Below are 20521 nucleotides of genomic sequence, written 5' to 3' on the forward strand. Positions count from 1 at the left end.
CAATTAAAATCAAAAAATGTAACCGTAATTATATGGCACGTAAATCTTCGACACGAATCTGGTGGATTACAGCAGGCATTCTGATACTTCTTGTTGCCGGTTTATTCGGGGCCAAACAAGCCGGATACATCGGCAAGCCGAAAACGACCGAAGTGGAATATACAACGGTCAAACGCGCCGACATTATAGAACGTGTGAGTGCGTCGGGAAAAGTGCAGCCGGAAGTGGAAGTGAAGCTGAGCCCGGACGTTTCGGGAGAAATAATCAGCCTGAACGTAGCAGAAGGCGATTCGGTAGTGAAAGGGCAACTACTGCTGAAAATCCGTCCCGATAATTATGAGTCTTTACTGGCGCGTGCGCAGGCTACGGTGAATTCCAGCAAGGCCAATTACGAGCAGACCAAGGCGATGGTGGCGCAGGCGGAAGCACGGCTTTTACAGGCAAAGGCCAATTTTGAAAGAAATAAAAAGTTGTACAACGACAAAGTCATTTCCGCTGCCGATTACGAGCAGTTTTTGTCTTCTTACGGCGTTGCGCAGCAGGATCTGGAATCGTCGAAGGCCAATGTTTCAGCGGCTCTTTATAATATTAAAAGTGCCGAGGCGGGATTAAAGGATGCAGCCGAAAACCTTCGTAAAACGAGCATATTTGCGCCGGTAAGCGGAATTGTTTCCTTGCTGAACGTGGAAGCCGGCGAACGTGTGGTCGGAACTTCACAGATGGCCGGAACGGAAATGATGCGCATTGCAAACCTCAGCAACATGGAAGTACGCGTGAATGTCAATGAAAACGATATTGTGCGCGTAGCGCTCGGAGACACTGCGGAAATAGACGTGGATGCATACAGTGCTTCGGGAAGGAAATTCAGAGGTATTGTAAAGGAAATTGCAAATACGGCCGCCGGACTTGCATCTTCCGCAACCGGAAGCGCGGCTTCTTCCAGCATTTCAGCCGATGCAGTGACCGAGTTTGAAGTAAAGGTGAAAATTCTGAATGAATCCTTTGAAGATCTGCTGGTTTCCAAAACCAAAAAATCATATCCGTTCAAGCCGGGCATGACGGCTTCGGTCGAAATTATCACGGAAAGAAAGAACGGCGTTGTGTCCGTGCCGATTGCAGCCGTAACGACCAGAAGCAACAATGCCGCCAATCCAGGGAACAATCAGCCAAACACAGATGAAAATACGGAGGGAACTGATAAAAAGCCGAAAAAGGAAGAAGCCGTCAAGGAAGTGGTTTTCATGGACGTGAATGGAAAGGCTGTGATGAAAGAAGTAAAGACGGGCATCAGCGATTTTGAAAATATCGAAGTATTATCCGGGCTCAAACCGGGCGACACGATCATTTCAGGACCGTACATTGCCGTTTCCAAAAACCTCAATAACGGCGACCTGATTGAAAAAAAGAAAGAAGATGTGAAAAAAGACGATAAAAAATCAAATGAAAACGGGAACTGATACGTTTTAAAAAAGTAATAAGTTCGATTTAGTTTAGGTTAAAAAGGAAAATCCTTGCGGCTTTGCTGCAAGGATTTTTTATTTATTACCCCGCTAGTCATACATTTCTGTTAAAATCTTCTCATTTTTGAAACCCGTCACAAACGGAAAGATCGGCAGACCGCCTTTGAAGATGTTAATGGTATTTCAGGAATGAGTTTGAACAATAATACAAAAATAGCTGTCATCGGAGGCGGAAGCTGGGCCACTGCACTGATCAAGATATTGTGTGAACAGAATCATGTTCAGATACGCTGGTGGCTGCGTAATCAGAATGACATTGCGCATATCCGGAAATTTCACCATAATCCGAGTTACCTCAGCGATGTTGTACTTTCTCCTAAAAAAATAAAGGTTTTTGAGAAAATCCAGGATGCGGTAAAAGGCGCCGATTATGTGATTCTGGCCGTTCCAGCCGCTTTTATTCAGGAATCGTTGCAGCCATTATCAGCAAAGCATCTGAAAGGCAGGCGCATTGTTTCGGCAATAAAAGGCATGCTGCCCGACAGAAACATGCTGATTACCGACTGGATCGCAAACGAATACGAGATCGAACTCAGCGAAACCTGCGTGATTGCCGGTCCGTGCCATGCCGAAGAAGTCGCACTTGAAAAACAGTCTTACCTTTCCATTGCTTCCACGGAATGCCCGGCTCCGGAAGATTTTGCAAAACTGATGACATGCCGCTACGTAACCGCCAATCCGCTCGATGACTTGTACGGCGTGGAATATTCAGCTGTGATGAAAAACATCATTGCGCTGGCTTGCGGCATTACGCACGGGCTTGGCTATGGCGATAATTTTCAGGCCGTGCTGGTTTCCAACGCCATGCAGGAGATCGGCAGTTTTGTGACCGCACTGGATGCACGCGAGCGCAACATCAGTTCATCGGCGTATCTGGGTGATTTGCTTGTGACGGCTTATTCCCAGTTCAGCCGTAACCGGCTATTCGGAAACATGATCGGCCGCGGTTACAGCGTAAAAGCGGCGCAGCTGGAAATGAAAATGATCGCAGAAGGCTATTACGCAACGAAAAGCATTCATGAACTGAATAAAATTCACAATGTAAATCTGCCGATAACAAATGCCGTTTTCAGGATTCTCTACGAAGAGCATGCGCCGGCGCAAGTTATGGACGATCTGAAAAAATTAATGAAATAATCGAATTCATTTCTTCTGAAAATAGTCACCTTAACCCCGGATCCCAACATGAGTATCAAACTTCCGAACAACTGCTTCTTAACAGGAATTTGCTTTATGCTGATTGCCGCCGCATCATGCAATTCAAAAAAAACAGAAACTGCTGAAGATGTAAAAACGGATTCACTAGCTAACAAAAAGGAATTTGTATTCGGAGATGACCGCCCGTTTGCACAGTGCCATGCTTCAACGCTCGTCCGCCTGAACGACGGTCAGTTTCTGATCGCATGGTTTGGAGGCACGGAAGAAAAGAACCCGGATGTAGGCATCTGGCTTTCGAAAGGACGTCCCGGAAAATGGAGCGCACCAAAGGAAATTGCCAAAATAAGGGAAGATGCGCACTGGAATCCTGTTTTACAAAGAACTTCGGATGGTAAAATCCATTTGTATTTCAAAGTAGGCAAGGAAATACCGCAGTGGGAAACATGGGTAAAATCTTCGGACGACAACGGCGAAACCTGGTCCGACGCTTATGAACTGGTAAAAGGCGACAAAGGCGGAAGAGGGCCTGTAAAAAACAAACTGATCGAACTCTCAAACGGCGACTGGCTGGCCGGCTCGTCCAATGAAGAAAACCGCTGGGAAGTTTTTGTGGACAGAAGCACCGATAAGGGAAAAACCTGGACAGCAAGCCCGTATTTTAAAATTGATACAACCGAAATCAAAGGAAAAGGAGCCATTCAGCCGACATTATGGGAATCCAAACCCGGAAACGTGCATATGCTCGTACGTACAACCGGCGGCGTAATCGGCCGGAGCGACTCAAATGACAATGGAAAAACATGGTCTGAAATCAAAAAAACCAGTTTGCCAAACCCGAACAGCGGAATTGATCTTGCAAAAATACCCGACGGCACGCTCGTACTTGCCTACAATCCAAACGACAAGGACTGGGGATCGCGTTCGCCGCTTTCACTTGGGTTATCGTACGACAACGGACAGAACTGGACGGACCGGATTGACATTGCAACCGGTAAAAAAGACGATGAATATTCCTATCCTGCCATCATCAGCTGGGGCGATTCCGTAGCCGTAACTTATACTTACAACCGGCGCAATGTCGCGTTCTGGACAGGAAGCAAAAAGGATATTGTGGAACTGGCCGCAAAGGAAAAGAAAAAGAACTGACCGGCTTTCAGTAGCCTTTCAGTTCCAGATCGTACGATTCTTTCATTTCGACGCGCTTGCCCATTTTTTTCTGAATGATCTGAAAATGATGCACATCTTCCGGGACAATCAGCGATATAGCCTCGCCGGAAGCTTCTGCGCGGCCGGTCCGGCCTATCCGGTGAACATAATCCTTGGGTGAGCGCGGCAGTTCGAAATTGATCACATGCGGCAGAAACTGGATGTCGATTCCGCGGGAAGCCAGATCCGTAGCGACCAGTACTGTCAGTTTTCCGGATTTAAACTTGTTTAATGCCTCTGTTCTGGCACCCTGGCTTTTTTTGCTGTGCATCGCCATCGCCTGAATGCCGTTTTTGTTCAGCTTTTCAACCAGATTATCCGCCGTGCGCGTAGCCGAAACAAATACCAGAACCTGTTTCATGTTTCCTGTTTTGATCAGATACCGAAGCAAAGGTCCTTTTCGATCCGGATCAACGAAATAACCCGTTTGTTTGATCAGATCCAGGTTTTGTTCTTCTTCAGCAATTTCGATGCGGACGGGGTTTCTGAGCTGTTCTTTATTGATGTTGTCCACTTCTTCGCCGAGCGTTGCTGAAAAAAGAATGCTCTGGCGTTTTTTTGGCAGCAGGAAAAAAATATCTTTCATTTCCTCGGCAAAGCCAAGATTCAGGATTTTGTCCGCTTCATCCAGCACAAGCATCTGCGTTTCCGAAAGACTGAGCGCCTTGTACGAAAGCAGATCCAGTAACCTTCCCGGCGTGGCAACGAGGATTTCTACGCCTTGCAAGGAAATCATCTGCGGATTAATGGAAACACCTCCGTATACAGCCAGCGTTTTTACTTTTCTCGGAAGCCTTTCACCGAAAGTCTGGAAAACAACTGCAATCTGTACGGCCAGTTCCCTTGTCGGTACCAGTACCAGCGCAGTAATATGCCTGTTTTTTGCTGCCGGTTTGTTTTGAAACAGTTCAAGAATCGGCAGAACAAAACTGGCTGTTTTTCCGGAACCCGTTTTGGCAATACCCAGCACATCATGCCCTTTCAGGATAGCCGGGATCGCTTCCTGCTGAATCGGGAAAGGTTGAGTATAATTCTGTTCTTCAATGGTTTTTAATAAGGATTCTGATAAGCCAAGGGATTTGAAAGACATACGGTTCTGCTTGCAGTTGGTCGGATAAAACTTGCTGATGTGTACAAAGATACCATTACCCGGGAAAATAACCTTTCAATTTGCACAGCCGGAACCCGAAACCTACGGATAACAATCAATACTTTACAGCATAAATATGTCCTATAACCGCAGAGAATTTTTACAGCAACTTGGCTCGGGCGCACTTCAGCTGGGTTTGATCAGCGCCGTTCCGACTTCTTTATGGGCATCATCAGCATCATCGTTCCGGTCTGTGCAGTTGCCAAGGAGCAGCCCCGAGTCGCAGGGGGTATCTTCAAAAGGAATTCTGGATTTTGTAAATGCCGTTGAATCCGAAACGCTTCATCTGCACAGCCTGATGATTCTGCGAAAAGGGAAAGTAGTAGCGGAAGGCTGGTGGGCGCCGTACGCGCCGGAACTGAAGCATACGCTTTACTCGCTCAGCAAAAGTTTTACTTCCACAGCCATCGGCATGCTCGTCGCTGACGGAAAGCTGTCTGTCGAGGATAAAGTAATTTCCATTTTCCCGGACGAAAAACCTGCCGATGTAAGTCCCAACCTGGCTGCCATGCGCGTTCAGGACTTGCTGACGATGTCCACAGGCCATGACAAAGATGCAACGCCGGCCGTTCGCGAATCTTCGGACAAAAACTGGATCAAGTCATTTCTTGCCCAGCCCGTGGAACATACGCCCGGAACGTTCTTTGTTTACAATAGTGCGGCTACTTACATGCTTTCGGCGATTGTACAGAAACGCAGCGGAAAAACATTGCTTGAATTTCTTGGGCCCAGACTGTTTCAGCCGCTCGGCATTGAAGGTGCGGACTGGGAAACGGACCCGAACGGAATCAACACCGGCGGCTGGGGATTACGTGTGAAAACAGAAGACATTGCAAAATTCGGGCAATTGTACCTGCAGAAAGGCATGTGGAACGGAAAACAGCTTCTTCCGGAATCATGGGTAAATGAAGCGACCCGTTCGCACATCCAGTCCAAAGGCGGATCGCGGAAGAAAGAGGAAAATGACTGGCTGCAAGGTTACGGTTATCAGTTCTGGCGGTGCCGTAACGATGCTTACCGCGGTGACGGCGCTTACGGACAATATTGCATTGTGATGCCGAAGGAAGAAATGGTGATTGCGATTACAAGCGAAACGAGCAACATGCAGGCCATTCTGGATGAGGTATGGAACAACATTCTGCCGGCTGTCAAATCGGAAGATGCTTCTGTCGGTAAAAATATCCAGGAGCAGCTGCAACGGAAACTGACTTCGCTTGCACTGCCGCTTGAAACGGGCAAGCCGCAGTCACCGATCGTTTCAAAGATCAATAACAGAGCTTACAGCATCAGTGAAAATTCCCTGAACGTAAGCAATGTTGCGCTTTTGTTTGCAAAAGATTCGTGTACGTTTAAAATGAAAGACAATCAGGGCGAGCACCGGATCAGTTGCGGCATCGGCAAATGGAAAAGCGGTGAAACAAGCCTTTCCACAATCCCGTTAAAGCTTGTTCCCACACCGGTGCCGGGCGAAAAAATGACCAAAATAGCAGCCAACGGCGCATGGATCGACGAGAATACGTTTGAAATGACGTGGAGATTTGTAGAAACCGCGCATTATGAAAAGGTCAGATGTGTGTTTGAGGAAAATAATGTTCAGGTTGAGTTTAAGAAGAGCCTTGCGGTGCTCAACAATTCAAAAGATCCACGGCCTGTTCTGACCGGAAAACAGATTGCATAGCAGGTTTTTATTAGCTGTTAGCTATTGGCTTTTAGCTGTTGGGATATAATTTCTGATACGCGGTCGATTGAAAATGATTAGTTCAACTTATTTCAGGTAATAACTTCTAACCATTACAGCATTCATTTATGAAAAAGAACATTTCCATTTTTCTGTTGCTTAGCCTTTTTTCATTTGCAGCAAAAGCGCAGAAATTCAGGCCGTTGGATAAAAGCCCGCGCGACATTGCCTACTTCCCCGACCATTTTGCACACGACCGGAAAGATGGTGAAAAACCTTTGATCAAAGTTTCCTACAGCCGTCCGTATCTGAAAGGAAGAGAAGCTTTCGGGAAGCTGGAACCTTATGGAAAAGTATGGAGAACGGGTGCGGATGAATCCACCGAGATCAAGTTTTATCAGGATGCCAAAATTGCGGGCAAACCTGTAAAAGCCGGAACGTACTCGCTGTTTACAATTCCCGGTGAAAAAGAATGGACCATTATCCTGAGCTCCGACCTGGATTACTGGGGCGCTTACAAATACAAGGAAGGCAATGACGTATTGCGCGTAACGGCTCCGGTAAAAAAAGCAGATGCTCCGATTGAAAACTTTTCCATTGTTTTTGAAAAATCATCAGATAATGCAGCAAAAATGTTCCTGGGCTGGGAAACAACCGTTGTTGAAGTTCCGGTCACTTTCTAGAACCTGAAACATTCCAGCTTGGGTTCTGACCCTGAAAAAGGCATCATAGCCGTATAACCGCGTACGTTTTTGTTCATCAGGATTGCACATAACTGCATGGTCCTGTTTTCTCAGGTTTCCTGTCAAAAGCAAACTGGCATCATTATTGTTAAAAAGCAGATGAAGGTTGTAAAAACCTGCAATCTGCTTTTTTGTTTTTTAACAAACCCGATATGATTATGATCAGAATTACCCGCCTTACCGTGGCATACATCCTTGCCGTTACTACAATGATCGGATGCAACAGTAAAGAAAAAGAAAAGGAGGAAGCTGCCAAAAGCGGCCCGGACACGGTAAAAACCGAAGCTGAAAAACTGACTTTGCCGCCGCCTTTTGCGACCGAATCCGCAGAAAAACGTCCGGATGAAGCTGGCTGGCCGGAAGGAAAAATGCCGAAAGCGCCCGTTGGATTTACGGTAACCAAGTTTGCAGATAAACTGGACAGCCCAAGATGGACGTACATCGCACCGAACGGCGATATTTTCGTGGCCGAATCGAACACGAAAAAAAGTGCTGACCGAATAACGCTTTTGAGGGATGTGAACAAAGACGGCAAGCCGGAACTGCGGGAAATTTTCCTTGAAAAGCTGAACAAGCCATTCGGTATGCTGGTGCTTAAAAATTTCTTTTATGTAGCCAATACCGACGGACTTTACCGGTATCCTTATAAAGCAGGCGAAACCAAAATGACGGGCAAAGGTGAAAAAATACTGGAACTGCCTGCCGGCGGATACAATAATCACTGGACCAGAAATCTGCTGGCCAATGCGGACGGCTCCAAAATTTACGTTTCTGTGGGTTCCGGAAGTAATGTCGGCGATAACGGCATGGACAAGGAAAAGCGCCGTGCCAATATTCTGCAGATCAATCCGGACGGAACAGGTGAGAAAATTTATGCAAGTGGATTGAGAAATCCGGTCGGAATGGATTGGGAACCGGGTACCAACGTATTGTGGACTGCAGTAAACGAGAGGGACGAACTGGGTGATGAACTGGTCCCGGATTATGTCACCAGCGTGAAGGAAGGCGGTTTTTACGGCTGGCCTTATTCTTACTTTGGCCCGAACGTGGACCCGCGCCGCAAAGGTGAAAATCCTGAACTTGTAGCCAAGGCCATCGTTCCGGATGTGGCTGTCGGAGCGCATACCGCCTCGCTTGGATTTGCTTTCTATGATAAAAACCAGTTTCCGGCCAAGTATTATAAAGGTGCTTTTGTTGGTCAGCACGGCTCATGGAACCGTTCCAGACTTTCCGGTTATAAAGTCATTTTTATTCCTTTTGAAAATGGAAAGCCTACCGGAAAACAGGAAGATTTCCTGACAGGGTTTATAGACACCGAAGACAAAGTATTTGGTCGTCCGGTTGGTGTTACGGTCATGGAAGACGGATCATTGCTTGTAAATGATGATTCGGGAGATACGATCTGGCGGGTCACAGCTGGGAAGTAGGATGGAGAAAGCAGAATTGTCATTTGTTGTCATGTATTGTTATAAGTCATTTGTATTTATGTATTGTCAATAAAGTCATTTATAGTTTAAAATGGCTTTTGGTAATTTGAATTGCTCTGCGTGACTATATTATAAAAGGTATTTTGCTTAGGCGATGTACCTTTTTTTGTGGAATTGAAAATATAAATCACGGAATGTTTGTATAAATATACCGATTGGTATATTTTTGTGAGGTGATTATTTCAGTAGGATGAACAAGGCAGAAAAAACCAGGCAATTTATCATTGAAAAGACGGCTCCGATCTTTAATGTAAAGGGATTTGCAGGAACGTCCATCAATGATATGATTCAGGCGACGGGCCTTACAAAAGGAAGTATTTACGGAAATTTCAGAAACAAGGATGACGTTGCGCTGGCTGCTTTTGACCACAACCTCAAAATGGTTCATAAAGTAATCAGGCATGAAATGGACAGCAAGGATTCTGTTAAAGAGAGACTTCTGGTGTATGTGCATGTGTACAACAACTTTCTCGAATTTCCTTTTCCGGACGGCGGATGTCCGATCCTGAATACCTCCACGGAAGCCGACGATACGCACCCCGAACTCCGGCAAAAAGCGGCCGATGCCATCATGCAATGGAAAAACAATCTACAGGCATTGATTAAAAAAGGCATGGATAACCGGGAATTTCATGCAGATACGGATCCGGAGCAAATGGCCCTGACCATTATTGCCATGATTGAAGGCGGAATCATGATGGCGAAGGTCACAGGCAAATTGAACTACAGAAATGCAGTTATGAAGTCCATTAAAAAAATGATCGATGATTTAGGTTAAAAAATTTTACAGTAGAATATACCGATCGGTATATAATTTCGGATTAAACAAAAACAAAAATGAAAACAACTGGAAACGTGATTCTGATAACCGGCGGAAGTGCCGGGATCGGTTTTGAAATTGCGCGTATTTTTTCGGAGCAGAACAATCAAGTGATTATAACTGGCAGAAATGAAATACGGCTGCGCATGGCCGCTGCAAAGCTGAAGAACGTAACGCCCTTTGTTTGTGACGTAACCGTTCCGGACGATGTAGACAAGCTGGCTGATTATCTGAAAAAGAATTTTCCGGATCTCAATGTAATCATCAACAACGCCGGAAAAGCATCTTACTATAAACTGGACGGCGATGACAACGCGTTTGCAAATGCGGAAGAGGAAATGCTTACGAATTATTTGTCTGTTATCCGGCTCAATCAGAAGTTGCTTCCGCTGCTGAAAAACGTGGCACAAGCCGCTATTGTCCATGTTTCCAGTATTGTTGCTTTTGTTCCGAACCATGTGCTGCCTACGTATGCCGCCAGTAAAGCCGCGCTGCATTCTTATTCGCAGTCGCTGCGCTTCACGCTTGGAAATGCTACGAACATCAAAGTTTTTGAACTGATGCCGCCGCTGGTCAACACGGATTTTTCACAGGAAATAGGCGGTACAAACGGCATTCCGCCCAGGCAGGTTGCCGAAGATCTGATGAATGCTTTTGAAGATGATACTTATGAAATTCATGTCGGCCGGACTGCGCAACTTTATCAGCTTTTTCAGCACGATCCTGCCGGTGCGCTGCTGGCCATGAATTCGTAACCGTTTGTTACAAAAATTGGTTGAAATATTCTTTTCAGTACATACAACACAATGAAACACAGAATTGCATTTGCCATGATTATGGGAATTATTACTACGGGCATAATTTCCTTTACTTTGATTTCCATTAATATTGGATTTGTTAGCAATTTTTTAGTGATTTGGCTGAAATCTTGGAGCATGGCCTATATAGCAGTCATTCCGGTGATTTTACTGGTAGGACCGATTGTACAAAAACTGGTAAATTCCATGTTCAAAGAGGCAGTGACCCGGCAGTATGATTCGTAATGCCCGGTGTCTTAGAAACAATTCAACATTTTATGAAAAGAGTAGTAGTTACAGGTTTGGGAGTAATATCTCCATTGGGCAATACGGTTGGCGAGTTCTGGAAAAATATAGTCAATGGTAAAAGCGGCGCCGCCACGATTACCAAAATGGACGTTTCCAAATTTAAAACCCAGTTTGGATGCGAAGTGAAAGACTTTAATCCGGAAGCTTACATTGAAAAAAAGGAATTGAAAAAGTTTGATCTGCATACGCAGTACGCCATTGCAGCTTCGGACGATGCTATAAAAGATGCAGGTCTGGATTTCAGCACGATAGATGTTTCGGAGCGCCATGATATGGGCGTGATCTGGGCTACGGGAAACGGCGGTATGGGCACATTTGAAGATCAGCTTCTTGAATTCCATGCGTCGGGCGGTGTTCCGCGTTTCAGTCCTTTCTTTATTCCTAAAATGATCGTTGACATTGCCGCAGGCGTTATTTCGATCCGGCATAAACTGCATGGCCCCAATTACTGTACGGTTTCTGCCTGTGCATCTTCCAATACGGCGGTGATCAGCGCATTTGATACAATCAGACTGGGAAAAGCGAAACTGATGGTTGCCGGCGGTTCGGAAGCAGCCATTATTTATTCGGCTCTTGGCGGATTCGGCGCAGCACAGGCACTTTCCAAAAGGAACGACTCACCCGAAACAGCTTCGCGTCCTTTTGACAAAGACCGGGACGGTTTTGTAATGGGCGAAGGCGCAGCTGCCCTGATTCTGGAAGACCTGGAATATGCCGTGGCTCGCGGCGCAAAAATCTATGCAGAAATCGTTGGCGGCGGCATGGCAGCCGATGCTTATCACCTGACCGGCACACCGCCGGACGGAATGGGCGCTGCGCTGGGCATGAACAAAGCATTGAAAGAAGCGGGCATTTCAGCCGATAAGATCGATTACGTCAATGCACATGCCACTTCGACCGGATTGGGCGATATGAGTGAGCTGAACGGAATGAAGCAGGTATTTGGCGATCATCCCGTTGCGATCAGTGCTACAAAATCCATGACCGGCCACCTTTTGGGCGCAGCCGGCGCTATTGAAAGCATTGTGAGTGTAATGGCCGTTAAAGAAGACATCATTCCTGGCACCATCAATACGGTAAATCTGGACGAACATGTTCCGGAAGGCATGAACATCATACTCGGCGAGTCGATCAGAAAGACTGTGAATTATGCGCTTAACAACACCTTCGGATTTGGCGGCCATACGGCGACTTCCATTTTCAAGAAATACACCGAATAGCCGCTTTTGATTAATCGGTCAGTTCCGAAAGCACTTCTACAACCCCGTTTTCATCGTTACTTTTAGCGAGAGAACGGGCTGCTTTTTTTATATCCGGATGTGCATTGGCCATTGCATACGAAAAATGTGCTTTTTGCAGCATTTCAAGGTCGTTCAGATAATCTCCGAATGCCATTGTTTGTTCCGGTGAAATTCCGTACATCTTTTGAAGCACTTCCATGGCTTTGCCTTTATTCGCGTTTTTATCGGAAATATCCAGCCAGATTTGCCCCGAGATTTTTACCTGAAGATGATCTGCATAATGTTTGAAATGCGGGTAACTGTTTGTTTCAGAACCGGCAAGATCACATAATGTAAATTTCAGAAACTGGTCGTCGTCCACTTTCGTCAGGTCCTCAACGACTTCGTAGCGTTCAAAATACAGTTTCAGATGATTGATGAATTCAGGTTCGTCGCTTTCAACATACGCTTTTTTCTTGCCGCAGATGACTGCATACGTATCCGGAATTGATCTGGAAAGCAGCACCAGCTCTTTGACAATTTGCCCGTCCATATCCTGAATATGGATTTCTTCATCCTGAAAAACAACATAACTTCCGTTTTCTGCGGCAAAAATGACTTCATCTTTAATGGTATGAAGCGTTTTCAGCAGATTGAAATACTGCCGGCCGCTTGCAGCCACGAACAGGATTCCATGCGCTTTCAGCTTTTGGAAAACAGGGTAAAAAGATTCATGCAGTTCATGTTTTGAGTTTAAAAGCGTTCCGTCCATATCCGTCGCCACCATCCTTATATCCGAAAAATTCATACGATTTGTTTAAGTTTGCCTTATTGATTCCATTACCGTGCCAAGGTTTCACGCAACATTCTTTTCATGCCGTTCAGACAGTTTCCGTGTTGTTCCGAACCGGCGTGCATCTTTTTCTGTTGGGTAAAAACAAGCCCGCAGCTTCAAATAAACGCATTTTCTGTTTGTAATGAAATTTTCCAAATACTACTTGTCCGCCTTTGTATCCTTTGTGATATGGGGATTCTTCAGTCTTGCCTTAAAGCCGCTTAAAGATTATCCTTCGCTTGATATTTTATTTTACAGGGTGTTTTTCTGCGCTGTGATCATGTCCGTCACCAGTTTGTTTATAAGAAGAAAAGTGCTCGCTGACAACATCCGCATCTTTAAACAAATGCCGGCCATGCAAAGAAAAACCGTAACTGCGCTGACTTTGAGCGGAGGAGTTCTGCTGACGGCCAACTGGTTTTTCTTCATTTACGTGATGAATCATATCAGTGTAAAAGCCGCATCGTTTGCCTATCTCGTTTGTCCGATCATGACGACCGTTATTGCGTTTTTTGTACTGAACGAAAAGCTCAGCAAATGGCAGTGGACGGCGGTTTCGATGAGTGTTGCAAGTTGTATTCTGCTGTCGTTCAATAACATTGCCGATATTGCTTACAGCCTTATTGTAGCGGCTTCCTATGCATTTTATTTAGTTAGCCAGAGAAAGAATACGGGTATGGACAAGTTTCTGGTACTGACCGTTCAAATCCTTTTTTCCGCATTGATATTGCTGCCGTTTTATCCCGTTTACAGCGCCGGCATCCCGACGGAGTTCTCATTTTATGCATTGATTGCCGTTATCGCCGTCGTATTTACGATCATACCGCTTTACATGAACCTGTATGCTTTGCAGGGCGTAACTTCTTCTACCATGGGAATTTTGCTGTATATCAATCCGCTTATGAATTTCGTAACTGCGCTGTTTTACTTTCACGAGCCCATTAATTTTATCCAGATTGTTGCTTACTCCATTATCCTGATTTCCATTGTTGTCTTCAATGAAAGATTCATTTTCGGCAGGAAAAGGGCTGTACTTGTATGATTTATTTTCTGCCGGATACCGAACTCTAAATCAGCTTTCTGAAAACCAGCGATTGTATAAATCTGCTGAAATGGAAACTTTTGTAAATGCATGCGTAACGCGCAGCCAGAAATTGTGCGTCAAGGTTGGGTAATTCACCGGCTTCCACATGAGCTATTTTCCGGAAAAACCAGTACATGATTTTCAGTAAAACCAACTGCCAGATTCCTCTGGCATTTTTTTCTACATGAAAGTCTGTGAAAAGCCACAATCCGCCCGGTAAAACAAGCTTGTCGAGCAACCTGAAAACAGTTTCTGCTCTTTCCGTTCTGAAATTATCGAAGAGAAACGGCGTCATGATTACATCAAATTTTATTTCGGTATCATAATCTTCAATAGCAGTATGCACGAACGAAACCCGGTTTTGCTGCCAGTTTCTCTTTTCGGCCAGTGCGATCATGTTCCGGGAAATTTCAACATACGTAATGGAAAGCCCGCGCGGATGGATTCTGGAGAGTTCTTCCAGAATCCATCCGGTACCGCCGCCGACGATCAGAATCCGAGAAGGCGTTTTTACATGCGGCAAAAGAACCTGCTGCGAACGCACAATGGATTTCCGGAAAACCAGCCGGCTGATCGCATCGTAATTTCCGGCAATATCGTCGTAGTTATTAGTTATCATCCGTTCTTAACCATGAAATGGATAGTTTTGTGAAAAGAAAGTGCCTGCAATGCCGCAAATGGCTTTTACGAGCAAAAGTCCGTCAATAACGATCAGGTAAAAAAGAATCTTCCGCGGTTTCTGTAATGAAAAAGCAACGGCCAGAAGACAGACAAACGGAACAAGGTTCAGCAAAATAGTTATAAGGCTGAAATGCCTGTAAACTGCAAAAGTAAGGAACGACACCAGTCCGATGAGCAGCAACGGAACAAGAATATAGTAAATCGTATTTGTCAGCCCCATTCTTACGGCAAAGGTTTTCAGCTCGATATTGGCGTCGTCTTCGTAATCTTTCATGTCGAACATAATGGCATTTACCGTACAGAACATCCAGTTTTTCATAAAAAGCCAGAGCATCAGAAACGGTTCGTGAATGGAAATGCCATGTTCGATGCGGAGCATTGTCACGGGAAAAAGATTGACGCAGCCCGCCCATACAAAACCGATGACAAATGCTTTGAGCCAGCCGGTCCTTCTTAAATTCAGGGAAATGAATGTTTCAGGCAAAAGGCCGTAATATAAAATGGCGGCCACCGGAACAACGGAAAGCAGCAGCCAGTAATAAAAAGGCAAAGCGGAAATTTTGCTGAAATCTTTGATCAACAGCCACAATCCAAGGCCGATGCAAAGTATAGCCAGCACATACTGGCTGACGATTACAAAACGGTGATGAAGCCGGTACCATTCCGTTCGCGGGTTTACGGAAGCTTTTGTACTGACCGGACCGGAATAGGCCCAGGTATAATAAACAACTGTTGCGCTGAATAAAAGGATATAGTATGCCGCAGAATTGAGCGGAAGGTTCAGCTGGAAAGCAGTTTCCACGGACAATGCTACTGCAAGCAGTCCGACGAAATAATTGGCAAAAAAGACAAATGACACAATTTTGTTTCCCATACAATGAACGCGTGCCTGCAATATGCAAAACCAGTGCCTTGTAAACCGTAAACAAATGCAGTTATTTATTTTACAATTCCTGATTCTGAAATTATGTGGCAATAAGCATATGAATTTGGAATGTTTCAAGTTGGCATGGAAAGCTTCATCCGTATTTCATACATTCGGAAACAGAAACTTCTTAAACTTTAACCTTTCATGAAAAAAATAACTCCGCTGTTTCTTCTTCTTTTTTTACTTCTTGTGCAGCCGGGATTCGGCCAGGCAAAAGATCCCGTTGTCGAAAACATCGTTAAGGAAGCTACTGAAAATTCACAGCTGGAAAAGCTGGCGCATGAGCTGATGGATGTCATTGGCCCGAGGCTCGTGGGTTCTCCGCAAATGATGCAGGCGCATGAATGGGCCGTTGCCAAGTACAAAGGCTGGAATATTACGGCCAAAAATGAAAAATGGGGCGAATGGCGCGGATGGGAGCGGGGCGCTTCGCATATCGACATGATTGCGCCGCGCGTAAAATCACTGGAAGGAATGCAGCTTGCGTGGAGCCCGGGAACCGGCGGAAAAACGGTTACGGCCGAAGTCATGATCCTTCCGGATGTGGCGGATTCTGTGGCTTTCCAGAAATGGTTGCCGTCCGCAAAAGGCAAGTTTATCATGATCAGCATGAATCAGCCGACAGGCCGCCCGGATTACAACTGGCAGGAATTTGCTACCAAGGAATCGTTTGAAAAAATGAAAAAAGACCGTGATGCACAAACAGAAGCATGGGCAACCCGGCTGAAAAAAACGGGTTACAGCACGCGCACCTTGCCCGTTGCACTGGAAAAGGCCGGCGCTGCCGGTATCGTAATGTCTTACTGGTCAAAAGGCTTCGGAGCAAACAAGATTTTCGGTGCATATACCAAAACAATCCCGACTGTAGATATTTCGCTGGAAGACTACGGCCTGCTTTACCGTCTTTCGGAATCGGGCCATACGCCGAAAATCAGCGTGCGTGCGGATGCCAGGGAAACAGGTGTCAGCACCACTTTCAATACCATCGGTGAAATCAGAGGAACGGAAAAACCGGATGAATACGTCATGCTGTCCGCTCATTTTGATTCCTGGGACGGAGGAACGGGCGCAACTGACAACGGAACGGGCACCATTGTGATGATGGAAGCCATGCGTATCCTGAAAAAAGTTTATCCGAATCCAAAAAGAACGATACTGGTCGGACATTGGGGAAGTGAAGAACAGGGGCTGAACGGCTCTCGGGCTTTTGTGGAAGATCATCCGGAAATCGTTAAAAATATTCAGGCTGTTTTTAATCAGGATAACGGAACGGGGAGAGTCATAAACATATCCGGACAGGGATTTTTGAATGCATACGACTACATCGGACGCTGGTTATCGAAAGTGCCGGAATCCATTAAATCTCCGGTTGAAACCCGTTTTCCCGGCGCGCCCGGCGCAGGCGGTTCCGACTTTGCTTCTTTTGTAGCTGCGGGTGCGCCCGCTTTTTCGCTGAGTTCGCTAAACTGGTCTTACGGAACTTACACGTGGCATACAAACCGCGATACGTATGATAAAATCGTGTTCGACGATGTGCGCAGCAATGCCATACTCGCCGCCATCATGGCTTATCAGGCCAGCGAAGATCCTGTAAAAACCTCGCGTGAAAAAAGTGTACTGCCATTGAATGCAGAAGGCAAGCCGGGCGCATGGCCGGAACAAAGAAAGCCGATTCGGAGAGGCGGGCTGGATTGACAATTCTTTCAAGCAGTCATTTTTTGTCCAAAGGGCATTTTTTGTCATGGATTGGTGATTTTTGTAAAGAGACATTTTTTGTTATGGATTGTCATTTTTTGTTATGGATTGGTAATTTTTATCGAGGGGCATTTTTATCATGGATTGTTAATTGATGTATGTATGCAAAGTTGAATTTCAATGCTGGCGGTTTTTGGCAATTAGAATAAACAGTCAGGAAACTTATGTCCAGAGTAAGCAAATTGTAAAAGCCAAAAGCTAAACCGCTAACAGCCAAACACCAATAACCTTAACCACAAAACCATGCAAATAAACCAGACCGTACAAACTGACGAGAACATACTTCTGATCCGTCCGTTTGAAGAAGGCTCCGAACCGGAAAACCAATCCATGTTCAGGGCTGAAAAAGGTGAAATATGGTGGTATTCATCCCATGAAGTCTGGCTGGGCCTTGGGAAATCTCCAAAGCTCTCGGCCGTTATCCGGATTTTTAGATCGTTTTTCTTCAAGCGGAAAGACCGCTGGCCGGAACAGATCGTGCTGGATGCAAAAGGTTATTCGCCGGAATGGATCGGAAATGCCGTAAACGGAATTATTCTGGGCGGCTACAATATTCAGCTTTATAAAACAGAGCCGAAGCCTTTCAGCCGCTTTTTTGAAAAAGGTACCTTGCAGATTTTAACCTATTCGGATTCAGAAGAAGTACAGAACAGCATTCATGCTGCACAGCAGACTGCCATGGTACAAATGCGGATCATGGATCTGATGAATGCGCCGGGAAATTACAAAACGCCGCAAACGCTTGCAGAATGGGCAAAGAATTCGGGTGAGCAAAACGGGTATAAGGTCACTGTTTTTGAAAAAGAAAAATTGCAGGAACTGAGAATGCATGCTTTGTTGTCGGTGAGCAAAGGCAGCGATGCTCCCCCGGTCATGATCATCAGCGAATATGAACCTGAAAATTATCAGAAGACGATTGCACTCGTCGGAAAAGGCGTGACATTCGATACCGGCGGTATTTCCATCAAACCTTCGGCCAATATGCACCTGATGAAAAGCGACATGGGCGGCGCGGCAGCGGTACTTGGAACTTTGGAACTTGTGGCGCAGCTGAAACTGCCCGTCCGGGTTATCGGCATCATTCCTTCAACGGAAAACTGCGTGGACGGCTCCGCTACAAAGCCCGGCGATGTGATCGGTTCCTATTCCGGAAAAACGATTGAAGTCATTGATACGGATGCCGAAGGCAGGCTGATCCTTGCCGATGGGCTGAGTTACGCAGCAAAACAGTTTAACCCGGACGTGATCATTGATCTGGCCACGCTGACGGGAAGCGTTATTCAAACCCTTGGCTACGAAGCCGCCGGACTTTTTACACCCAGCGATTCGCTTGCAGAAGAACTGATTGAGGCGGGCGATTACACGGGTGAACGCTTGTGGCGCCTGCCGGTCTGGGACGAATACAAAGAAGAGATTTCATCCGATATTGCCGACGTCAAAAATTATCATGGAAAGCCGTTGGCCGGGGCAATCGTGGCTGCCAAATTCCTGGAAGTTTTTACGGATCAGCATCCGCAATGGGCGCATCTGGACATTGCAGGAACGGCTTTCGGGGATATTGAATTTGCCTCAGGCCGCTGCGGAACGGCTTACGGAATCCGTTTGCTATGTGCATACCTTTCCAAATCAGGGGTTTAATGCCGGAATAATTCAGGATCCGGGCCGGAATAATTATAATATAAATTAGCTGCATTTTCTTGCAGAACTGGTTCTATTTGCTAGATTTGAGCATGTAAGTATGGTTGTGATCCTTTCAGGATTGATCATTGCTATTATTCACCAAAGCATTTTTATATGACCCGGACCTTAACTTTTCTTTGTATATCAACATTCTTCAAGGGAAATGATTTTATGAAAGCTTGTAAAGAAGCCGGTAATAAAGTCTATTTGCTGACGGCAAAAAAGCTGGAAAACAAACCGTGGGCCAGGGAAGCCGTTGATGAATTCTTTTATGTAGAAGAAAACGAGAACGGGGCATATAATATGAACGACATCATCAATGGCCTGGCTTATGTCATGCGCAGCCGGCCCATTGACCGCGTAGTGGCGCTGGACGATTTTGATGTTGAAAAAGCAGCGCATATCCGCGAATATTTCCGGATCCCGGGCATGGGACAAACGACCGGAAGATACTTTCGTGACAAACTGGCCATGCGTACCAAAGCGGCGGAATCCGGCATTCTGGTTCCGGGATTTTCTTCTTTGTTCAATGACGACGATATCAACCGGTTTATAGAAAAATATCCGGGTCCGTGGATGATCAAACCCCGGTCGGAGGCATCCGCAACGGGTATCAAAAAAATGCACAGCGCCGAAGAATTATGGCAGACGATTCACGACCTCGGCGACAAAAGGCATGCATACCTGGTGGAACAATACAAGCCGGGCGATGTTTATCATGTGGATTCCATTTCCTATAACGGCATCGTGATTTTTTCATGGAACAGCAAATACCTCGCGCCGCCTTTTGATGTGGCGCACGGAGGCGGCATTTTCAGGTCGGTTACCGTTCCGTTCGATTCGGCGGAAGACCATGCACTGGAAACACTTGCCGTGGATCTGCTCAAAGCTTTCGGCTTGAAACACAGCGCGTCGCATACTGAAGTAATCCGTTGCCATGACGACGGAAAGTATTATTTTCTGGAAACTTCTTCCCGTGTAGGCGGCGCCAATTTATCCGAAATGGTGGAAGCCTCTTCGGGAATAAATCTCTGGAAAGAATGGGCAAGGATGGAAACGGCCGAGGCAAAAGGCGAAAGCTACAAACTGCCGCCGGTCAGAAAGGATTACGCAGGAATTATTATTTCTCTTACCCGCCAGGAATGGCCTGATGTTTCTGTTTTCAACGATCCTGAAATTGTCTGGCGCATGAACGAACCGCATCATGTCGGTTTGGTTGTCCGTTCCAAGTCGCGGGAAAAGGTCATCGAATTAATGGATCGTTATGCAGAGATCATTCAGAAAGATTATCACGCATCGGCTCCGGTTCCGGTAAGGCCAACGAATTAAGGCTGTTAATCTTGATAAATCAATTGTTATAAGCCGGCTAAGGTTTTTTAACAATTACCATTTACTTATGATTAAATATTTATCTTTTTAAAAGCTAAAAGCCAATAGCCAACAGCTAACAGCCAATAGCTAACAGCCAAC

General features: G+C 45.8%; 18 protein-coding genes. 14 read left to right on the forward strand and 4 right to left on the reverse strand.

The window, feature by feature from the left end; all coding sequences use genetic code 11:
* Nucleotides 1-32 precede the first annotated feature (32 nt).
* From FEM55_RS09275 to FEM55_RS09285, 3 genes are all read left to right on the forward strand, one after another.
* Entirely contained in the window at nucleotides 33-1457 is a 1425-nt protein-coding gene (locus FEM55_RS09275) for an efflux RND transporter periplasmic adaptor subunit (protein WP_138281050.1), read from the forward strand.
* A 192-nt stretch (nucleotides 1458-1649) separates the two neighbouring features.
* Nucleotides 1650-2657 (forward strand): NAD(P)H-dependent glycerol-3-phosphate dehydrogenase, encoded by a 1008-nt coding sequence (locus FEM55_RS09280; protein ID WP_138281051.1) that lies wholly within the window; start codon nucleotides 1650-1652, stop codon nucleotides 2655-2657.
* A 48-nt stretch (nucleotides 2658-2705) separates the two neighbouring features.
* Nucleotides 2706-3824 carry a sialidase family protein gene (locus tag FEM55_RS09285; RefSeq protein ID WP_138281052.1) on the forward strand — a complete coding sequence of 373 codons (1119 nt, stop codon included), beginning with the start codon at nucleotides 2706-2708 and terminating at the stop codon, nucleotides 3822-3824.
* A gap of 7 nt (nucleotides 3825-3831) precedes the next feature.
* Here the strand turns inward: FEM55_RS09285 and FEM55_RS09290 are convergent, their stop codons facing one another.
* Nucleotides 3832-4974, reverse strand: coding sequence for a DEAD/DEAH box helicase (locus tag FEM55_RS09290; RefSeq protein WP_138281053.1), 1143 nt, complete (start codon nucleotides 4972-4974; stop codon nucleotides 3832-3834).
* 136 nt (nucleotides 4975-5110) lie between these two features.
* Between FEM55_RS09290 and FEM55_RS09295 the strand changes: the two genes are divergently transcribed.
* From FEM55_RS09295 to fabF, 7 genes are all read left to right on the forward strand, one after another.
* Nucleotides 5111-6712, forward strand: a complete 1602-nt coding sequence (locus tag FEM55_RS09295) for a serine hydrolase domain-containing protein (RefSeq protein ID WP_138281054.1) — start codon at nucleotides 5111-5113, stop codon at nucleotides 6710-6712.
* A 128-nt stretch (nucleotides 6713-6840) separates the two neighbouring features.
* Nucleotides 6841-7395 carry a DUF2911 domain-containing protein gene (locus FEM55_RS09300; RefSeq protein ID WP_138281055.1) on the forward strand — a complete coding sequence of 185 codons (555 nt, stop codon included), beginning with the start codon at nucleotides 6841-6843 and terminating at the stop codon, nucleotides 7393-7395.
* 218 nt (nucleotides 7396-7613) lie between these two features.
* On the forward strand, nucleotides 7614-8882 hold the full coding sequence (locus tag FEM55_RS09305) for a PQQ-dependent sugar dehydrogenase (protein ID WP_138281056.1): 1269 nt from the start codon (nucleotides 7614-7616) through the stop codon (nucleotides 8880-8882).
* Nucleotides 8883-9132: 250 nt separating this feature from the next.
* The gene (locus FEM55_RS09310; protein ID WP_138281057.1) at nucleotides 9133-9720 is read left to right on the forward strand and encodes a TetR/AcrR family transcriptional regulator; all 588 of its coding nucleotides are present in this window, start codon (nucleotides 9133-9135) and stop codon (nucleotides 9718-9720) included.
* A 59-nt stretch (nucleotides 9721-9779) separates the two neighbouring features.
* Complete coding sequence (locus tag FEM55_RS09315; protein WP_138281058.1) at nucleotides 9780-10517, forward strand: SDR family oxidoreductase; 738 nt, start codon at nucleotides 9780-9782, stop codon at nucleotides 10515-10517.
* Nucleotides 10518-10568: 51 nt separating this feature from the next.
* Nucleotides 10569-10805: a DUF2798 domain-containing protein gene (locus FEM55_RS09320; RefSeq protein WP_171036522.1), complete on the forward strand. Its 237-nt coding sequence runs from the start codon at nucleotides 10569-10571 to the stop codon at nucleotides 10803-10805.
* A gap of 32 nt (nucleotides 10806-10837) precedes the next feature.
* On the forward strand, nucleotides 10838-12088 hold the full coding sequence (fabF, locus tag FEM55_RS09325) for a beta-ketoacyl-ACP synthase II (RefSeq protein ID WP_138281059.1): 1251 nt from the start codon (nucleotides 10838-10840) through the stop codon (nucleotides 12086-12088).
* Nucleotides 12089-12098: 10 nt separating this feature from the next.
* On the opposite strand, the gene FEM55_RS09330 is transcribed toward fabF, so the two are convergent.
* Nucleotides 12099-12896: an HAD family hydrolase gene (locus tag FEM55_RS09330; RefSeq protein ID WP_138281060.1), complete on the reverse strand. Its 798-nt coding sequence runs from the start codon at nucleotides 12894-12896 to the stop codon at nucleotides 12099-12101.
* A gap of 169 nt (nucleotides 12897-13065) precedes the next feature.
* Between FEM55_RS09330 and FEM55_RS09335 the strand changes: the two genes are divergently transcribed.
* Complete coding sequence (locus FEM55_RS09335; protein WP_138281061.1) at nucleotides 13066-13965, forward strand: EamA family transporter; 900 nt, start codon at nucleotides 13066-13068, stop codon at nucleotides 13963-13965.
* 25 nt (nucleotides 13966-13990) lie between these two features.
* On the opposite strand, the gene FEM55_RS09340 is transcribed toward FEM55_RS09335, so the two are convergent.
* Nucleotides 13991-14626: a class I SAM-dependent methyltransferase gene (locus tag FEM55_RS09340; protein ID WP_229209176.1), complete on the reverse strand. Its 636-nt coding sequence runs from the start codon at nucleotides 14624-14626 to the stop codon at nucleotides 13991-13993.
* 6 nt (nucleotides 14627-14632) lie between these two features.
* The gene (locus FEM55_RS09345; protein ID WP_229209177.1) at nucleotides 14633-15547 is read right to left on the reverse strand and encodes a UbiA family prenyltransferase; all 915 of its coding nucleotides are present in this window, start codon (nucleotides 15545-15547) and stop codon (nucleotides 14633-14635) included.
* Between the two features lie 864 nt (nucleotides 15548-16411).
* On the opposite strand from FEM55_RS09345, the gene FEM55_RS25475 reads away from it, so the two are divergent.
* From FEM55_RS25475 to FEM55_RS09360, 3 genes are all read left to right on the forward strand, one after another.
* Nucleotides 16412-17311: a M20/M25/M40 family metallo-hydrolase gene (locus FEM55_RS25475; RefSeq protein WP_445447099.1), complete on the forward strand. Its 900-nt coding sequence runs from the start codon at nucleotides 16412-16414 to the stop codon at nucleotides 17309-17311.
* Between the two features lie 303 nt (nucleotides 17312-17614).
* Nucleotides 17615-19009, forward strand: coding sequence for a leucyl aminopeptidase family protein (locus FEM55_RS09355; RefSeq protein ID WP_138281064.1), 1395 nt, complete (start codon nucleotides 17615-17617; stop codon nucleotides 19007-19009).
* A 156-nt stretch (nucleotides 19010-19165) separates the two neighbouring features.
* A complete protein-coding gene (locus FEM55_RS09360) occupies nucleotides 19166-20380 on the forward strand; it encodes an ATP-grasp domain-containing protein (protein ID WP_138281065.1) in 1215 nt (404 codons plus the stop codon).
* Nucleotides 20381-20521 lie beyond the last annotated feature (141 nt).

The organism is Dyadobacter sediminis, assembly GCF_005860765.1.
GTDB classification, from domain to species: domain Bacteria; phylum Bacteroidota; class Bacteroidia; order Cytophagales; family Spirosomataceae; genus Dyadobacter; species Dyadobacter sediminis.

Excerpts from the sequence above, each read along its gene's own strand:
- FEM55_RS09275 (WP_138281050.1), top strand. The coding sequence starts at position 33 with ATGGCACGTAAATCTTCGACACGAATCTGGTGGATTACAGCAGGCATT.
- FEM55_RS09280 (WP_138281051.1), top strand. The coding sequence starts at position 1,650 with ATGAGTTTGAACAATAATACAAAAATAGCTGTCATCGGAGGCGGAAGC.
- FEM55_RS09285 (WP_138281052.1), top strand. The coding sequence starts at position 2,706 with ATGAGTATCAAACTTCCGAACAACTGCTTCTTAACAGGAATTTGCTTT.
- FEM55_RS09290 (WP_138281053.1), bottom strand. The coding sequence starts at position 4,974 with ATGTCTTTCAAATCCCTTGGCTTATCAGAATCCTTATTAAAAACCATT.
- FEM55_RS09295 (WP_138281054.1), top strand. The coding sequence starts at position 5,111 with ATGTCCTATAACCGCAGAGAATTTTTACAGCAACTTGGCTCGGGCGCA.
- FEM55_RS09300 (WP_138281055.1), top strand. The coding sequence starts at position 6,841 with ATGAAAAAGAACATTTCCATTTTTCTGTTGCTTAGCCTTTTTTCATTT.
- FEM55_RS09305 (WP_138281056.1), top strand. The coding sequence starts at position 7,614 with ATGATCAGAATTACCCGCCTTACCGTGGCATACATCCTTGCCGTTACT.
- FEM55_RS09310 (WP_138281057.1), top strand. The coding sequence starts at position 9,133 with ATGAACAAGGCAGAAAAAACCAGGCAATTTATCATTGAAAAGACGGCT.
- FEM55_RS09315 (WP_138281058.1), top strand. The coding sequence starts at position 9,780 with ATGAAAACAACTGGAAACGTGATTCTGATAACCGGCGGAAGTGCCGGG.
- FEM55_RS09320 (WP_171036522.1), top strand. The coding sequence starts at position 10,569 with ATGAAACACAGAATTGCATTTGCCATGATTATGGGAATTATTACTACG.
- fabF (WP_138281059.1), top strand. The coding sequence starts at position 10,838 with ATGAAAAGAGTAGTAGTTACAGGTTTGGGAGTAATATCTCCATTGGGC.
- FEM55_RS09330 (WP_138281060.1), bottom strand. The coding sequence starts at position 12,896 with ATGAATTTTTCGGATATAAGGATGGTGGCGACGGATATGGACGGAACG.
- FEM55_RS09335 (WP_138281061.1), top strand. The coding sequence starts at position 13,066 with ATGAAATTTTCCAAATACTACTTGTCCGCCTTTGTATCCTTTGTGATA.
- FEM55_RS09340 (WP_229209176.1), bottom strand. The coding sequence starts at position 14,626 with ATGATAACTAATAACTACGACGATATTGCCGGAAATTACGATGCGATC.
- FEM55_RS25475 (WP_445447099.1), top strand. The coding sequence starts at position 16,412 with ATGTCTTACTGGTCAAAAGGCTTCGGAGCAAACAAGATTTTCGGTGCA.
- FEM55_RS09355 (WP_138281064.1), top strand. The coding sequence starts at position 17,615 with ATGCAAATAAACCAGACCGTACAAACTGACGAGAACATACTTCTGATC.
- FEM55_RS09360 (WP_138281065.1), top strand. The coding sequence starts at position 19,166 with ATGACCCGGACCTTAACTTTTCTTTGTATATCAACATTCTTCAAGGGA.